Origin of the sequence: Nostoc sp., from assembly GCF_036919555.1 — a bacterium.
GTDB lineage: Bacteria > Cyanobacteriota > Cyanobacteriia > Cyanobacteriales > Nostocaceae > Nostoc.
In genome coordinates, this window is sequence record NZ_JBALCS010000084.1 from 1 (window position 1) to 16,644 (window position 16,644).

The 16,644-nt window shown below is 43.1% G+C and carries 17 protein-coding genes and 1 pseudogene; 8 read left to right on the forward strand and 10 right to left on the reverse strand.

The features are described 5' to 3' along the window. Positions 1 to 93 precede the first annotated feature (93 nt). The 3 genes from V7K36_RS22875 (at position 94) to V7K36_RS22885 (ending at position 2,177) form a co-directional block, all read left to right on the forward strand. A complete protein-coding gene (locus tag V7K36_RS22875) occupies positions 94 to 393 on the forward strand; it encodes a hypothetical protein (RefSeq protein ID WP_335119569.1) in 300 nt (99 codons plus the stop codon). A gap of 256 nt (positions 394 to 649) precedes the next feature. Then, positions 650 to 1,372, forward strand: a complete 723-nt coding sequence (locus V7K36_RS22880; protein ID WP_335119571.1) for a ferritin-like domain-containing protein — start codon at positions 650 to 652, stop codon at positions 1,370 to 1,372. 19 nt (positions 1,373 to 1,391) lie between these two features. Further along, on the forward strand, positions 1,392 to 2,177 hold the full coding sequence (locus V7K36_RS22885) for a ferritin-like domain-containing protein (protein ID WP_335119573.1): 786 nt from the start codon (positions 1,392 to 1,394) through the stop codon (positions 2,175 to 2,177). A gap of 188 nt (positions 2,178 to 2,365) precedes the next feature. Here V7K36_RS22885 and V7K36_RS22890 read toward each other — a convergent pair whose 3' ends face one another. Beyond that, positions 2,366 to 4,567, reverse strand: coding sequence for an ATP-binding protein (locus V7K36_RS22890; RefSeq protein WP_335119575.1), 2,202 nt, complete (start codon positions 4,565 to 4,567; stop codon positions 2,366 to 2,368). A gap of 471 nt (positions 4,568 to 5,038) precedes the next feature. Further along, positions 5,039 to 6,301 (reverse strand): HhoA/HhoB/HtrA family serine endopeptidase, encoded by a 1,263-nt coding sequence (locus V7K36_RS22895; RefSeq protein WP_335119577.1) that lies wholly within the window; start codon positions 6,299 to 6,301, stop codon positions 5,039 to 5,041. Between the two features lie 209 nt (positions 6,302 to 6,510). On the opposite strand from V7K36_RS22895, the gene V7K36_RS22900 reads away from it, so the two are divergent. Continuing rightward, positions 6,511 to 7,449, forward strand: coding sequence for an ATP adenylyltransferase family protein (locus tag V7K36_RS22900; RefSeq protein WP_335119664.1), 939 nt, complete (start codon positions 6,511 to 6,513; stop codon positions 7,447 to 7,449). A 71-nt stretch (positions 7,450 to 7,520) separates the two neighbouring features. Here the strand turns inward: V7K36_RS22900 and V7K36_RS22905 are convergent. The 3 genes and pseudogenes from V7K36_RS22905 to V7K36_RS22915 all read right to left on the reverse strand — a co-directional run. Continuing rightward, a pseudogene (locus V7K36_RS22905) lies at positions 7,521 to 7,667 on the reverse strand (IS4 family transposase); the annotation flags it as partial. 234 nt (positions 7,668 to 7,901) lie between these two features. Beyond that, positions 7,902 to 8,876, reverse strand: a complete 975-nt coding sequence (gene cbiB, locus V7K36_RS22910; protein WP_335119579.1) for an adenosylcobinamide-phosphate synthase CbiB — start codon at positions 8,874 to 8,876, stop codon at positions 7,902 to 7,904. 156 nt (positions 8,877 to 9,032) lie between these two features. After that, positions 9,033 to 9,473, reverse strand: coding sequence for an Rrf2 family transcriptional regulator (locus V7K36_RS22915; protein ID WP_335119580.1), 441 nt, complete (start codon positions 9,471 to 9,473; stop codon positions 9,033 to 9,035). Positions 9,474 to 9,868: 395 nt separating this feature from the next. Between V7K36_RS22915 and V7K36_RS22920 the strand changes: the two genes are divergently transcribed. Continuing rightward, positions 9,869 to 10,282 (forward strand): AbrB family transcriptional regulator, encoded by a 414-nt coding sequence (locus V7K36_RS22920; RefSeq protein ID WP_335119582.1) that lies wholly within the window; start codon positions 9,869 to 9,871, stop codon positions 10,280 to 10,282. A 55-nt stretch (positions 10,283 to 10,337) separates the two neighbouring features. On the opposite strand, the gene V7K36_RS22925 is transcribed toward V7K36_RS22920, so the two are convergent. Next, positions 10,338 to 12,242, reverse strand: coding sequence for a chloride channel protein (locus tag V7K36_RS22925; protein ID WP_335119584.1), 1,905 nt, complete (start codon positions 12,240 to 12,242; stop codon positions 10,338 to 10,340). A gap of 456 nt (positions 12,243 to 12,698) precedes the next feature. Between V7K36_RS22925 and V7K36_RS22930 the strand changes: the two genes are divergently transcribed. Further along, positions 12,699 to 13,085, forward strand: a complete 387-nt coding sequence (locus tag V7K36_RS22930) for a hypothetical protein (protein ID WP_335119586.1) — start codon at positions 12,699 to 12,701, stop codon at positions 13,083 to 13,085. A 365-nt stretch (positions 13,086 to 13,450) separates the two neighbouring features. Here the strand turns inward: V7K36_RS22930 and V7K36_RS22935 are convergent, their stop codons facing one another. The 4 genes from V7K36_RS22935 to V7K36_RS34260 form a co-directional block, all read right to left on the reverse strand. Then, positions 13,451 to 13,852 (reverse strand): hypothetical protein, encoded by a 402-nt coding sequence (locus V7K36_RS22935; protein WP_335119588.1) that lies wholly within the window; start codon positions 13,850 to 13,852, stop codon positions 13,451 to 13,453. Continuing rightward, positions 13,833 to 14,099 carry a Panacea domain-containing protein gene (locus tag V7K36_RS22940; RefSeq protein WP_335119591.1) on the reverse strand — a complete coding sequence of 89 codons (267 nt, stop codon included), beginning with the start codon at positions 14,097 to 14,099 and terminating at the stop codon, positions 13,833 to 13,835. The genes V7K36_RS22935 and V7K36_RS22940 overlap by 20 nt, the downstream gene beginning before the upstream one ends. An 8-nt stretch (positions 14,100 to 14,107) precedes the next feature. Further along, positions 14,108 to 14,470: a WD40 repeat domain-containing protein gene (locus V7K36_RS22945; RefSeq protein ID WP_335119593.1), complete on the reverse strand. Its 363-nt coding sequence runs from the start codon at positions 14,468 to 14,470 to the stop codon at positions 14,108 to 14,110. 119 nt (positions 14,471 to 14,589) lie between these two features. Beyond that, the gene (locus V7K36_RS34260; protein WP_442948504.1) at positions 14,590 to 14,661 is read right to left on the reverse strand and encodes a hypothetical protein; all 72 of its coding nucleotides are present in this window, start codon (positions 14,659 to 14,661) and stop codon (positions 14,590 to 14,592) included. A 276-nt stretch (positions 14,662 to 14,937) separates the two neighbouring features. On the opposite strand from V7K36_RS34260, the gene V7K36_RS22950 reads away from it, so the two are divergent. Together V7K36_RS22950 and V7K36_RS22955 are read left to right on the forward strand one after the other, a co-directional pair. Then, positions 14,938 to 15,840 (forward strand): hypothetical protein, encoded by a 903-nt coding sequence (locus V7K36_RS22950; RefSeq protein WP_335119595.1) that lies wholly within the window; start codon positions 14,938 to 14,940, stop codon positions 15,838 to 15,840. A gap of 139 nt (positions 15,841 to 15,979) precedes the next feature. Continuing rightward, entirely contained in the window at positions 15,980 to 16,456 is a 477-nt protein-coding gene (locus V7K36_RS22955) for a hypothetical protein (RefSeq protein WP_335119597.1), read from the forward strand. Positions 16,457 to 16,644 lie beyond the last annotated feature (188 nt).

The following is a 16,644-nucleotide window of genomic DNA, read 5'->3' on the forward strand; positions in this document are numbered from 1 at the left end:
ATCCGCAAAAAACTAGCGCAGTTTGATTGTTTACGAGATGCCATTGAGCACGTCTTACATTTTACGTCCTAAGTACCTTGGCGGTTGCTATACTTGGCGATTTCTGGCTTTGATTACCATCCTGTTAGTGTTAAAGGAGAAATTTTCCCGCGTTTCCCTGATGTCTCTTTTGATGGAGTGGGAGTCTATGGACCAACTGTTGCTGGTGGTGGATCTCCACTTAGAGAATTTGACGGACTCAGATTGAACGGTGGGAGTTATACTATCACCCTCACTGGAGTTCAAACTAGTGCTCAACCAGTTCCAGAAAATACTTCTGGAGTGGGTGTATTAGGGTTGGGTCTTTTGGCTCTAGCTACTCTGCCGAGAAATCAAAAAAGCAAGCAAGTCTAAGTTCATAGCCTTACAAGCTTTGTCTAGTTATTGATTATAAAACCTCTGAGTGTTTATTTTATCCTGCTACGAATAGGCGCAGTAATTGCAGCAGTTTTCATGTATTTGAACCACATCTGTCGTAGTGGCGCAATGCCTTGCGCCCATACCGCGTGGTCTATTTACCTAAAAATAGCTGTAACTGCGACATGTGCAATCAATCTTCAGCTATCAGTGAGTAGGCAAATAAAAGCTGACTTTTTTAGGAGACATCAATATGAACAGGAAGTTATTTTCCACCTCGCGACGCGCTTTGTTAAAATGGGGTCTTTGTAGCTTTGGCGCAGCAGCTTTAACGACATTACCTCAGAAACTAACGGCACAAACTATTGGCTCTCTCAAAACTCTTAGATTTGGTGCTAATGACATCGGCATTCTTAACTTTGCTCTGTTGTTAGAAGAACTGGAGGCAGCATTCTATTTACTTGCTCTTAGATCTGGCAAAATTACAGACCCTAAAGAGTTTGACTATTTGAAATCTATAGGTTCTCATGAAGCCTCACATGTAACTTTTCTCCGCCAGGTGCTAGGTGCAAATGCTACATTTAAAACGAAAGACCTCAGCTTTAACTGGATAGGGTTAAATGCTATTTTGAAGGATCGTGATACCATCTTGAACACTGCTGTAGCTCTGGAAGACACAGGTGTTCATGCTTACAATGGGGCGGGAACAAGTTTGAAAAACCCCACATACTTACTTGCTGCTGGCTCCATCGTGTCTGTTGAAGCACGCCATACAGCAGGTGTACGTGCGCTCCTAAAGCGACCCACTACTGAATTAGATGTAGAACGTGCAGTGAGTGACGCGAATCTAGTTTCCAAACTCAATCCTGTTAAGGGACGTGCTTACGATGAATTATACACGCCTAAACAAATTATCGCGATTGTCAACTCTCTGAAAATATTGAACAACCCAATTAACGGGGCGCTCGTCGCCTAAAGTAAGGAGTCTCTCGAAGATGAAAACCCTTGTAGAATTGATGACACAAACAGTTACCAGCCTGAATAGCAGATTTCGTTGTCTAGTAGCAAGAGCTTGGGGTATAACTCTGATCCTGTCTCTACTCTTTGTATCTCTGCTCTTTATCCCTGCAACAGCAGCCTATGCTGTGGAGAGAGTGCTTACACCCAAGGAAGTTGTTGAATACGCCCTGACCTTAGAAAAACTAGAAGCTGATTTTTATCGCCGTGCGATTATTGCAACTCAAAAAGGTGGATTAAGTAGTCTCCCGAATGCAGCTAAAAACGCGCTCACTTCCTATGGAGAAGATGAGGCTCAGCACGTTGTTGACCTATCAAGTGTATTAAAATCTTTGGGAGGCAACCCAGATAGAATTACTATCCCAGTTAATCCCAACTACGATGCCATACTTCAACGTGACCCATTTGCGAAACCACAAGACTTTTTACTAGCTCTACAGTACGTTGAAGACACGGGAGTAGCAGCTTATAAAGGACAGGTACAGAACTTACTGGCTGCTGGCGAATCTGGAAAAACTGTATTAGCCGCAGCTTTAGAAATTCACAGTGTCGAAGCCCGACATGCTGCCGGAATTCGATATCTGCGGCAGACTTTTTATGGCGCAAACGTCCGACCGTGGATTAGATATTCCAGTGAAGTCATCTACAATGAAGATCGTTTTGGTAGTCCCACTCCGATTCCATTTAGTACCGAAGCTTTCGATGGTTTCGCCACAAGGGAGGAAGTGCTAGCGCTAGTGGGACCGATCTTATCCGAGAAGTAAATTATAGAGGCGATCGCTTGTTCATTGCGGACAAGTGAAAGTAAATCAGAAAGAAACTTGACTGCGATTAAAATCGCCTGTTCGTATTGCCCCTATAAATAGAATTTAGGGGCTTGCCAGCCGTTGTATCGTCGGTCATTATACCTGATACATGATGACTATCGTCTTGGTTTTTAAATTAAAAACGTCTACTGAATTTCTCTTTGCCATAAAATATCTGTAACTCTCGTGATCCCAGCTTTTAAATGACGGCGATAGGTACTGAAAGGCAAATCTAGTAACTCAGCTGCTTGTTCTTGCGTGGGGGCGGGATTTAAATAAGTTCGATAAACAGCGCGGTAGAGTTTTTGATCACGCGGGGATGATTGTAAGGATTCAACTGCTTGTTTCACCAGATTTTGTAAAACGTTAACGCGTTGGCTTTGCCCACCGCAGGCATCGCGTAAGTGCCCAGAGTCCGGCTTCTCGGAGAATTGCGTGTTCTTTGGAGTCTCGCTCATACTTGCTTTTGTGGCAACTTGTTCTTCCACGCTTCGCGATCGCACTAAGGGATTATTCTGTAATACATCAGGACAACTAAAGTTACGTAACGCATTCTGCACCGCCTCCACAAATTCTGGCTGACTAAGAACTAACAGAGGTTCACCAACTGAAGTATTGTCTACAGATTCTCCGGCAGTTGTAACCTCTTTTCGTGCCAAAATTTCCTTCCATGCGGCAGGTGAGACAATTCGCCAGTCATGCCCATACACACCATAGTGTCTTCCCCCAACTGTAAAATCAGTTTCAGAAAGTCGTGTTAAGTCGAAGTAGTTTAACATTGCTGTCCAACTATCTGCTTGGGCACAAGGCAGAAAGGTGTATGCTAACCCTGGTGTTTTCTGAAAATACTGCACAAAATTAATGAAAATTAGACTTTGGGTGGGGGAAACAGCTTGATAGGTGTCCCGCGCCATCCAGAAGCGGAAAATAGTTGCGCCTTCGCTAGGGCGTAATGGTGCATGGGTTTGGAGATATTGCCAAGATGCAAGAGCGCCCGGATCTGCACTCAAATCTTCAACAGTTGCTGTGTGCAATGCCACCATCATTGCAAATCCCGCAGGTTTGGAGTGCAAGTCACGAAATACTACTACATTCTGTGGTTGTCGCTTCAACCAGTGATCTGCTATTTTTGCTGATTCTTCGCCTTCGTATTGTGCCACCATTCCCAGCAGTGCGGTTTTGTCAGTTTCCCGTAGTGAGTCCGTCAATAAACTACTTTGCTCACCCCAGGTGAAACAGGATCGAATCGCCGAGTTATCTCGATGCAAAAAGATATAATCAAGTAGCACTCGATGCTTTTCTTGCCCTTGGGTTTGTCCTAGTCGTTTAGTATAATATTGACGCGCTCGGCGGTGTAATTCAGTGTAGAATTCCGAATTACGCCAACGCAAGTCAGCAATTAAAACTTCGCGTGCTAAATCGTGGGGAAATAAACCCAATTGCCCTGATTCGATAAACGACAGTCCGCGCAACCACTCAAATAAATCGTGAACATCAAGTATTTCCCCTAAAGAGTGAGCTTCACCAGCCAAAGTATTTTGAGGCACAGTCAATATTTGATTTAGTGCGGCTTCGGTAGTCAGCCGGATCACCGCACAAGCTTCTAAAGCCATACGATGTAGGGGCGTTGGTACTTCTTTTATGAATCTTGACAATAGTGTTTTAACAACATTGGGAGCAGATTCTGCTTGAAAAGAGATTTCTTTTGCCTGAGCAAACACCTCAGCAACCAAAGATAATGCTAGAGGATGTCCGTGGGTAAATTCTAGAATCGCCTGGTGTTGCGTGGTGGGAATGTCTCGTGTGATAAGATAAGTTTGACTTTCTTCTGGGGTAAGGTTGCGTAGGGGCAAGGTGTGCATCAAAGCTTGCCAACCTGGATCGCTACACCAACCAGATGAGGGGGGATTGCGTCCAGCAATCACAATTAAGGTATTAACAGACAAATGGGGTAAGAATACTTCTCGCAACCATTCATCTAGCTGGGTAATAGCTTCATAGGTATCAATTAAAATTACATTACGTTCTTGTCTTTGAGCTAGCACATGCAAAGGAGAATCTGATTCATTCAATCCCATCAACGAACGCAACGTGCTAACAAAAGATTCTGGCGCAGCTTCTATATTACGTCCTTCTACGTAGATAGTTGATACTTTTGACCGTTCACAAAACCGCAAAAACTGCTGCATGAGGGTTGTCTTGCCCACACCGCCAGGGCCAAAGATATGCAAAATGTGAAAAGGTAATTCTCTTGATGCGATCGCATCAAGAAATATCTCCAGTTCCCGCCCACGTCCCACGAATCTGCGATTTCGTTCTGCACTTAGTCGCTGTAATAGAGATGTCATTGGCATCCCTTCCTTAAATTTTACGTAGGATTACTGTTTTAAAGTATGAAGGATATTTCGGACAATTGTAAAATTTACTTTGACAAAATTTATAAATTTTAGATACTACACTCGGTATTGAAAAGTAGTCCCCGGCAGGTAAGAACGATGCTGCTGGCAAATCCGACTTCAGAAGGCAGGAGGTTGAAGGCACGAAGAGGTTTGTCGAACTCACAGATTACAAATACGGGGAATCTCTAAGTGAGAGACATCAGAAAAATCCCCGTATTTGTTTCATGCTTATCGATGATGCACGTAGACCCGATGATCGCCCGTGCTAAATGTATACCAATAAATAAAGCCCTCCTGTCATTAGTAGGACGGCTTTATTTTCAGCTTTTTTTGTTTTCTTGAATTTGGTCAGAAGCTCCAGATTTTTAACACTACTCATTTGCTACTCAAAAACCGCCTGAAAACGGCTGACCACGGCGCTTATTGTACTTGTGTGGGGAAAGCACCAGGTTGCACAGCTATGTTAAGATTCTGCCCATTGCGACGTAATTCCATACGTAAATCGCTCCCGACTTGGCTATTTTCTACTACCTTTTGGACACTGCTGGCATCTGTGACTGCTTGACCGCCAAGCTTTTCGATCACATCACCAGCACGTATTCCGGCTTTAGCAGCTGGTGAATTTGGCACAACTTTCACAACTAATACACCTTTATCTTCATTCACACTCAAACCGCTATTGGGATCTGAGTTGATATTTTGTTTTAGCTGAGGCGTTAACCCTACCATCTGAATTCCCAGATAAGGATGTTCTACTTTGCCCGTAGCTATTAGTTGACTGGAAATGTGTTGTGCTGTGTTGATGGGAATAGCAAAACCTAATCCTTGTGCCCCTTGGATAATGGCTGTATTCATGGCAATTACCTCGCCACGGTAATTTAGCAACGGACCGCCGGAGTTACCGGGATTAATCGCTGCGTCGGTTTGAATATACTCTACTCGCTTATCGGGAGCACCGATTTGATTGCTACTGCGTCCAGTAGCACTGATGATTCCGGTAGTTACTGTATTATCTAGTCCAAGGGGGTTGCCGATCGCGATCGCCCATTCTCCCGGTTGCAGTTTATCTGAGTTACCCAAGGTTACTAACGGTAGATTGTCTGCCTGAATCTTGACGACAGCAACATCGGTCAAATCATCTTTTCCTAACACCTTACCTTTAAAGCTACGCCCATCCTTGAGTGTTACTGTTACTGTATCAGCACCATCGACTACGTGAGCATTGGTGAGAATACGACCATCAGCACTAATAATAAAACCTGAACCAGTACCTCGTTCTACCCGATTCTGTTGTTGTGGTATTTGAGAGCCAAAGAAGCGTTGGAAAAATGGATCGTTAAATTCATCTGGTATCTGAGTTTTTACAGTTCGGGAAGAGTCAATCCGCACCACGGCTGGCCCAACCTTTTGCACCACCTGGATAACAAAGTTAGGATCTGTACCGGCTGCTAATGGAGGAGCGGCATTTACTCGACTCACTGCCAAATTAGATGCATTTTCAGACACCTGCTGAGAATGTCCAGCCATATAGCCGCCTGCCAATGTCATACCCGATCCCAGCAGCACTAGCGATAGAGAGGCGGCAGCCTTTTTCCAGGGTGCTCGATTATGGTATTTGGCATCAGCAGTGTTGGATAAAATGCTATTTGATGGGTGTTCTCCATCGCGAGATTGGTTTTGCATTGCTCTCTGGAAGGATATTTAGATGTATTACTAATGTAGATATAATTTATGACAGTTTTGTTGCAGAGGTATTGCGTTACTGTGAAATGTTTGCTTTATTACACAAGTTATTTTCCCATAGCCTGGATAAATTACTGAACAGCGTGGTACTGGTCAGCGACAAGAAACTAAAACTGTTAAAATATTTCACCATGCCTGAAGGAATAAAAATGGCACAGGGGAAAATCCTACTTAAGCCTGGTACTTTATGGACAAGTGTCAAAGAGCAGACGGAATATGCTTTGCAATGCGGGGCGTTGCTGTCAATACCAACGGAATTTGAATTTGTCCAACAGGATAACGTGCGCTTTTTAGTACGGATTTTGTCTAACCTGAATCGCAAAAAAGCTGCCAAGGAGAAGCAGGAAAAACAATCTGCTATGTCTAGTCAAGAATTTAATCCTTTCTTACCCTACGAAGAGGATTTATTTGTGGCGGATATCTCTGATACCCATGTATGTATTTTGAATAAATTCAATGTTGTTGATTATCATCTGCTAATTATCACCCGTGGCTTCGAGGAACAGGAAAGCTTACTCACCCTGGAAGATTTTACGGCTATGTGGGCATGTCTAGCTGATTTCGATGGTTTAGCATTTTACAACAGTGGCAAAACCGCAGGTGCCAGTCAGCGACACAAGCACTTGCAATTAGTGCCATTACCACTTGCACCTTCAGGGCCGCAGATACCTATTGAACCTCTGCTAACATCAGCACAATTTCAGGACTTAATATTTTCTGGTGCGTCGGCTACGCAAACGATGGGCAAAGCCCACGCAACTTTAGCAAAACTTCCTTTTATACACGCTTTCGCACCACTAAATTCCAATTGGATGCAATCGCCATTCGCAGCAGCCCAATCAACACTAGAAGCTTATCGCACCTTGCGACATGCTGTGGGTTTAGATGCAAGGCAATCTGGTGCTTACAATCTGTTAGCGACACGAGAATGGATGTTGATTATACCGCGATCGCAGGAGCATTTTCAGTCTATCTCTGTGAATTCATTAGGATTCGCTGGTGCTTTGCTAGTGCGGAATGCAGCAGAAATGGAGATTCTCAAAGCCCAAGGGCCGATGACCATCCTCAAGAATGTTGCTATATCCTAATTACAGCAGAATTCAAGTATTTGAACCACATCTGTCATAGGGGTACAGCATTGCTCATTGGTGTCAACTAAAGAGGATTTTGCCCAAATTTGCTGGGTGTAAGCGTCAATCTCTCGGTGACGCTTACGCCTAGTTTTGACTAATCCAAAGAGCTTTTGATGTTCCACAAGATAAGCAACAGCGTCACTGGCATCACCACGGAGAACAGCTTGGGAAAAAGTTTAAAGCTCACTGGAGATAGCAATGAAAATATTTCTTTCTCGATTTCTTCAATGGGCGGCGCTGGCAGATGTTTTTGTTGACGCAGGTCTGGGTTGCCTTTTCGCGCTAGACGTTTTCTACTCATGATGTATCACTAATCACATTAAATCAGATATTCTGAGATTACATCTTCTGCCTCCTTTTTGCTTAAGTTGACACCAATGAGCATTGCTGTGCCTTTACTGCGTGGTCTATTTACCTGAAAATAGCTGTAAGAATATAGCGATCGCTATCCCTAACCATAGCAAAAAACAATATCGAGTCAGCTGCAAAGCATTCTGTATAGAAGTTGCAGTAATCGGATAAATAGCATCTCCTAGCAGTGGTTTGTACTTAGCTACCCCGCGATACCAATTTGTACCCCCCAGCTGCACACCCAAAAAAGCAGCATAAGCGCACTCACTCCAGCCAGAATTGGGACTAGGATCGTTAATTGCATCCCGATGACAAATTCGCCAAAGGTGCATCGGTTTACCTGATAGCAGCGCCAGAGTCACGACTGTTAACCGACAAGGTAGCCAAGTCAAACAATCTTCCAACCGCGCACAAAACCATCCCAAATAAGTATAGGGTGCTTCCCGGTAGCCCACCATTGAATCAAGGGTACTACTGGCTTTATATGCTAAAGCCAAGGGAGTTGGCCCCACAACTGGCACAAAGACGCCAACAATTGCATAAAAAAGCGGAGCCATTACCCCATCAGTGGCATTTTCTGCAACCGTTTCTAAAACGGCTCGCAAAATTTCTGTTTGTGAAAGGTTTTGGGTATCTCGACCAACGTAATTACTTAAAATCTGACGAGCCTTCTCCAAATCTCCCACTATTAAAGGTTGTAAAACAGCCACTGCTGCTGTTCGCAAACTTCTCCCAGCAAAACAACTAGCCAAAAGAATGCTATCTATTGCAATTCCTAACAACGGATGAACCCATCTGGCAATTTGAATAATCAAAAAGCCAACAAGACCGCTACCAATTATTAGGATAATGCCTAGTAGAATTCCAGCTAGGCGTTGTGTTAAAGAATTTTGACACAATTGGAGAAAAAATTTGGTTAGGAGAGAAATTACCCACCCCATAACTTGCACTGGATGAGGCCAATCCCAAGGATCGCCAATTAAATAATCTAAAAGTGCCGCAATGATTAAGATATAGATGCTATTAGTCATAAGTTACGAGTCAAGAGTCAACCAATTGTGGATTTTAGATATGAGATTTTTGATTGACCGTGCCAATGTTAGATTTTAGACTTTTTGGGTTCATGCCCCATCCCTAGTGGGCAGAACAAATCCAAAATCCAAAATCCAAAATCCAAAATTGATTGACTAAACTACAAAACTAGCTTCTTCCCCAAGAGAAGCTTGCCAACTACGAGCATCATAATAAAGGTCTGCCAGAGTAATACTATACAAAGCTTCTTTCAGCTTTTGGTTGAGTCTCTGCCAGAGGCTAAATGTTACCCAATCTTCAGCTTGTGCAGGAGCTGGGGTGTGATGGGGTAAATGGCTAGTCTCGCCAACTGCTTCTAAAATTTGTCCTATAGATATTTGTGCAGGCTCTCTTGCCAATTGGTATCCGCCGATGCTACCACGAATTGATTTAACTATTGACGCACGACGCATTTCTATTAGTAGTTTTTCGAGGTAAGGAGCTGGAATATTTTGGCGTTTAGCGATCGCTCTCACAGATACAGGGCCATATCTTGGCTGTAAACTTAAATCTAGCAACGCCTTTACACTATAGTGTCCTCTGGTAGTTAGTTTCATTTTGGCAAGCTTTGTTGTTTGTCCTCTGTCCTTTGTAAATAACCAATGATTAATGACCAATGACTAAGGATCAGTTTTGCTTATCATTCTGTGACTCAGTTATCATCCTCAGCAACGAGACAATCTTTTGAGCGTTAGTTTAGAAAACTTAAAACTTGTTATAGTCTAGCAGTGATTCACAAACTATATCTATATATATAGTTATCAGCATTGCCAGCATTCTCTAAAATAGATTGTCTTGGAAATATTGTTAATCACATAACAATTGTGCCGATGAGTGTAATATACTTGGCTAGGTTGAGATAAAAACTAAAGGATTATGTTCCTATTAGCTCAACCTTAGCTAAAATAAAATCGATTCCAACACTTCAAACATTCATTTTCGACCTAAGTTGATGCCTAAATTGAAAAAAATTGAACCCCTACTCGGTGATGAACTGCTCAAAAAAGTCAAAGAGCTAGAGAGTGAGAGCAAAGAAGACAAAGCCAAAAAGTGCGGCTACTATACCATTACCAAAAACGGTATAGAGCGCGTCAATATGATGAAGTTCTTAAATGCCCTAATTGATGCCGAAGGCATTCAGTTAGACAGTACACCCAGCGCTAATGGGCGTGGTGGTCGTAGTGCTAGCTATAGAATTAGTGTGCAATCGAATGGTAACTTACTTATAGGTTCAGCTTACACAAAACAGATGAACCTTAAACCAGGAGATGAGTTTCTGATCACTTTAGGCAAAAAGCACATTCGTCTGAGACAGGTAGATCCAGAAGATCGGGAAGATGATGAAGCCATAGAAGCCACGGTTTAATAAATGGTCATTAGTCAATTGTCATTTGTCCTTCGTGAAAACCAATGACCAATGACTAATGACTAATAACTATATCTGTGGTGGGTAAGACTGGTAAATAGTGGCGAAGTGCCTTGCGCGTAACTGCTAAATTGCAGGTGAAGGCAATTTGCTCTCTTTCTAGTAAACCCAAAATGCGATCGGGTTTGTCTCGTGCTACCACTGGCAATTGATGCAAACCTCGAAGATTCATTCGGTCTAAAGCTTCAGATAATAGTTCATCCTGCCATGCGTAGAGGATTTCAGTAGTACAAATGTCTATCAGGGTTTGACTGGATAAATTATCTGGAATTTCAGTTAGTGAATTTGGGTAAGTTTGCCAAAGAGCAAGGGCACGGTTAATATCTTCCAGAGAAAGTATACCAACTAATTGCTCTGTTTGATCAATTACTAAAGCACTGCGGGCGCGATCGCGTGTCATTTCCACAGCTGCATCTAATACCCCAAGGGTTGCAGGTAGCTTTTTTGGACAGGGATACATCGCATCTTCTACCAAAATTTGCTGCACAATTTCCGCTTGTTCATCTTTCAATTCCGAAAGACCAATTTGTTGTAGATTAGAGTTAGAGTTAAAAGTTGGTTTAATCCTTTCCACTAGCCAAACACTCAAACCCACAGCTGCCATCAACGGTAAAACAATGCGATAGTCGCGGGTTAATTCAAACAGCATTAAAATAGCCGTTAACGGCGCTCTGACACTAGCAGCCAGCACTGCTGCCATTCCTACCATTGCGTAAGCTGGAGGAGCCGCCATCTGATCACAAATTGCCGGGAATACCACAGCCAAAATTTTGGCGTAAGCTGATCCAAAAGAAGCACCTAAAAACATGGCTGGTGCAAACAAACCGCCAATGAAACCACTACCCGCACTAATTGCAGTCATCAATAACTTCACCACCAACAGCACCACCAACAAGTAGAGGGGAAACTCCACATCCTGAAGCATTGCTTCGACAGTTTCATAACCGACGCCCAGAATTTGCGGAAAGTGCAAAGCAACTGCGCCAATGATTACACCGCCAAGAATTGGATGAATCGGCTCAGGAATTCGTCCCAAAAAAGCAAAACCGGGAACCTTACCAGCAAAGCAGGCTTTTGCTCCCCGAATTGATTGAGTATAAGCCAGAGAAACTAGGCTAGCCCCTAAACCCAAGCCAAGATAAAGGGGTAATTCCAACGGACTGCGGACTTGGTAAGCAGGTAAATCAAAAGCAGGTTGTGCCCCCAAACCAATTTGGGCAATTAATGCTGCTACCACCGCCGCTAGCAGCACCACACTCACAGCAGAAGTAGCGAAAGATGTAGCTCCCATCACTACCTCTAGGGCAAAAAACACTCCAGCGATGGGAGCATTAAATCCAGCCGCAAGTCCAGCCGCCGCGCCAGCACCCAACAGCAAACGTTGTCGTTCTTGAGATACATTCAGGATTACAGAGAACAACATCCCAAAATTTGCGCCAATTTCTACACTCGGTCCTTCTGGTCCCAAAGAGGCACCACTCCCTAAAGAAACAGATGCGGCCAACATCTTCGTAACTGGTCGTAGTGGTCGCCTAATCTCTGTTCCCTGAGAGGCGGCGATTAAAGATGAAAGTTCCGGCCCAAAGTCTTGAGTGCGCCAGCGCATCAAGCCAACGATTAATCCGCCAAGGGTGGGAACGCAAGCTAAAGTCCAAGCACCCCAGACGCCGATTTGACCCATTAAATTTTCCAGCATCAGCTGGTGAATCAGTTGGATTAAATAGTGAAAGGTGACTACACCCATACCAGTACCACCGCCAATGAGCATGGCTAAAAACAGCACAACGGTTTCTGGGGATGGTTGAAAACGATTAATTAGGTGAGCTAAACGAGCAGAAGGTGTAGGAAAGGCAGGTTGTTCCGTTACCTTCCTCAGTTGAGTGGGAGGCAAGAGAGTCATTGAGAGCCGGGGTAAATGTAAGAAAAAATTTAAATTTTCATCTGTTACTTCTCATTGTGAGCCATTATTTAGCAACCAGACAAGTAGACTTTATTTGCTTGATTTATAAAGCTTTAGTAAAAAATGTCATTGTGCAAAATTTTTGTGGAGAGAATGGTTAAATGAGAGACAATTATTATTTAAGGATCAACGAGCGCTAGTGGGGTGCGAGTGGGCGCCAACACTATTCTTTCTAAAGACAACAGAGTTTTTGTGGGCTGGGTGGACGTACCCGCAAACATTAACTAGGAGTCATTCTTGCCTAAATCTAGCTATACTCGTGTTGCGACCATTGAGCCATCCTTGGTAGTAATACAATATATGTATGGTTTATGGCTGATGTCAGAGCATACATTGATCCCAATTCAATATATCTATTGTTATAGAGCGAGTAAATGGACTAGGCGGACGAGGTAAATGAATATACACACTTTTGATAATCATTATGTTACTTGCCCAATTTGCCAAAGAAATGGTACGCCCAAACCAGTTAAAACGCGCATGGGCTTGTTTTGTTGTCCCTATTGCCAGGAACGGCTAGTAGTTTGCCAAAGCGGTCATTATGTGCGCGATCCGTTTACTTGGAGACAATTGATGATTTCTTCGGCGCTACGTCGTCAAAGCCGACCTTTAGCGAGGATTGTCAGAGATTTTGTCCTGCTTAAGCGTCCGATGATCGCTCTGGCTGTAGGAAGTGCTATTTTCTTTAGTGCGATCGCTCTGACTCAGGAAAAGACAAACTACGATCGCCAAATCTTTCCCACAACAGAGAAAGTTAATCAACCAGGAAACAAATCTCAATAAATGGATTACTTTGGTATAAATCAAATTTTACTTTGATTCTTGTAATTTTATAAGAAAATACTCCTGTAAAACCGTGTCTTATTCGCCCCAAATAGGACACGGTTTTACATTATGTCCGCTTAAAGATCCATCCTGATGCAACAATCAACTTATTCGGTGGACAGTTTGTAACTCTTTGACGCTTGAACTAGCGATCGCATGAGATACTGGAAATACCGCTTCACCGATAACCTCAAGCAGCCTAACGACCAAACAGCGATCGTTAAAAGATTTAAAACAGTTGTTTGATGAGATAAAAGCGCGTCAGGTAATTAAGGTGGCGATGATTCCTTAATTTTTTGCAGGGTACAGCAAATGATCTGGGTCTAGCCAAATAATATAGAAAATCTCGTTAATAAAGAACCCATGAACTCTACATGTTCATTTGAGGAGATGGAAAACTGATATGGTATGTCAACTAATTGTTCTTCATTCGGCAAACCAAATCCGCTCTCGCTGGTATCTTCCCACTTGATGGGATGACATCTGAGGGTACTGCTACGATTCACTAACAACTCTTGAGCCGTTAGGCTAGATAGAGCTTTTAACCGATAAAGCCAGGTCAGCCAGTAGATTACTTCTTTTTCGCTACAAGAAAACTTGCTGTTACTGTCCTGATAATATTTAAACGAAAAGCTGATGCCTTGAGGTGGCTTCAGCTTTGTTGGTTTAATACCTGATGTGCCGTCTTTGGCAACCTCAGTCTTCTTAATCCTTTTCTTCGGCACGAGATCCGTAGTACTGCTTCATCCACTGTTTCTGAATAACTTCGTTGGAAGGTGCATCAGGTGGTAGATTTGCTCTAGCCAAATTCCAGGGTGCTTCGGCATGAGTCATCTGCTCTAGTTCATAAGCATCGCAGGCAAAGTACTCTTGTGCAACCTCATCTAGAAACTCTTGAACCTCTTGGGGTAATTCCGGGTTAGCATCCTCTAAAATTGGTTGCCATCCAAAAACCTTATACTTCTGGTACAACGCAGGTATTACGGGGCCATGTATCCAGGCTTGAAAATCTTCTTGGAATAAAGGAGGCCAAAAAGCGTTTTAATTTTTCTGCCACTTGTCACTTCCCACAGATTGATAGTTCTGTCGAAAGAAGCACTGGCAAGAACATCACCCTTGTTGTGGAATGCGACTTGGCGAACAGGGCCTCTATGACCAGTGAGTGTCTGGATCTCACGCATTGCTTGCAAATCCCACAACTTAACTGTCTTATCGTCGCTGCCACTAGCTAACAAATGTCCATCAGAGCTAAAAGCAACAGAGTTCACACCAGACTGCAATCCTTGATGTCCCGTGAAAGTTTGAACGCATCTCCACTGTGCTGCTGTAAGCCATGACACCATAAATGTACTCCTATCTTTTCTGGAATTAACGGAGCAAACTTTTCTCGTTCAACCAATCATTGCGAGTCAGTAAGCTCATTCATAGTGTTCCCAATCAGAATAGGATATCTAACAACTAGTTATAGTAGAGTAATTGCTGTGGCGGTGGAACTGTCAACGCCACCAGAAAGACCAACGACGACTTTTTTCATACAAAACACGACATATAAGCAATTCAAAATTCAAAAAGGTCTGTTCGGAACAACTGCCTAAAGAGCGGGAACACGCAAGGGACATCTATGGCGTCAATCCAAAACCCAAAATCCAAAATTGAGTCAGATGTATTTTTTGCCACGCAGATGAGCTAATTTGACGTTAACGCTATATAGTTGCTACAACGGTGAACTAATTAGTTCCTGATGGAAATTACCTAAAAATATTTTGATTACTTTCTAACTCCTATGTTGAGAGGAATACCAAGTCAATTTATGCTATTTCAGATGCTGCGCCCAAGTTTTGAGGATCGGCTTTCGACCTACCCAGCTTTCAGCCGCAGAAGCATCTACAGACTTCTGCCCTTGTTAGTGGGAGGATGGTTAGTGCTGATTCCCGACTCTACCCCAGCACAAGCACAAATCCACAACAGCAACGTGCTACTAGCTCAACAAGGAGGTGAAATTTTACCGCCACCGCCAATAATTCCCTTTGGTCAACAGCCATCACCACAATTACAACCAGTACAGGACAATCAATTAGAGCAGAATTTTCAGCCCTCCCAACCATTACAAAACAATCAATTAGAGCAGAATTTTCAGCCCTCTCAACCTGCACAGTTTAGTCAATATAACCAGAACTTTGAGCGCTACTTAGTTTATGTTGATGGTAGTGATTTGCAGACGCTACAACAAATACGTCGGATTGAACCCAGTGCTTACATTCGCCAGTATCAAGGACGGAATGTAATTCAGTCAGGAGTTTTTAACAAAGTATCTAACGCCCAACAACGAGTCAGTGAGCTACAGTCACGAGGTATATATAGCGCCCGGATTATCAGCTTCGCTAACGGACAGGAAATAGGTGTAGGTAGTAGAGACTTTGTAGGCGATCGCAATAATCGCAATAATATAAGTGCTACTAGGCCAGTCTCTAGATATTATGTCGCCATTCCGACCACTTCAGAACAGTTACCTGCGATCGCAGCCCAAATTAGGCAGAATCTAGCCCGATTTAGCCAAGATTTAGGACGATCTGGCGCAGTCCTCGAAAGGACGCAACCACGAGGACCACACGTAGCAGTAGGGCCTTTTTCTGATCGATTCCAAGCTGAGGAATGGAATAAATATCTGCGAAATATAGGATACCGGAATGCTAGGGTTTACTACGGCAAGTGAAGAAGTTAGGAGTAGAGACGCGATTAATAACTTCTCATGATCTTGTTTTACCGCAGAATACGAGTATTGTGGAGATTTATAGTGTCACAAAAGGACTTAAAGCTAATGAAAAAAACAGTTTATTGCATCTACTTTAACTTTGTTTACTACAACAGTATTATGTTTTCCACTAGTACGGTCTACTGTAGCTCAAGCTCAGACAACTAGTACTGCTCCTGCTGTTTTAGTATCTCAAGTGACAGACTATCTTTTGCCAGAAGACTTTAGGGTATATGTTAGCGCCCAAGGGGGTGTTATCAACTGGCCAGCGCCTGGATATATAGAGAAAATTTTGCCCACCGTTAACAAGTACACATTGCCAGATGGTGGTTATATTGCTTGTTATTCTCACAATCAAGAAGGAAGTATTTATTCTGTTGGTGGTGGAATTTATGTAATGGGTCAAATCCGATTACAAGGTGGATACATTGGGCGGATATTTCAACCCAAGGGTTATGAAGGTAAAGATATTAGTGCCGCTCAAGAATTCAAAACTCTTTGCAATCAGACATTTCCTGCTGCACGCTCTGGAGGTTGGGCTGGTGGTGATACTGGCGGTTGGTTTGGAATCCAGTAATATAGTTTTCAATAGACCTGTCCGAAATAAAATTTCGGCACAAAAAAATGGGAGAACGGAGATTTGCAATATGGAATGGGCATTTGGGGCAGTAGCAGGTCTGGGTTAACAACGAAATTTTTGGAATATGTAGCCGACATTCCGCACTTCTAAATGTCATACTTTAATGCTTCAAAAAATCTTACAAA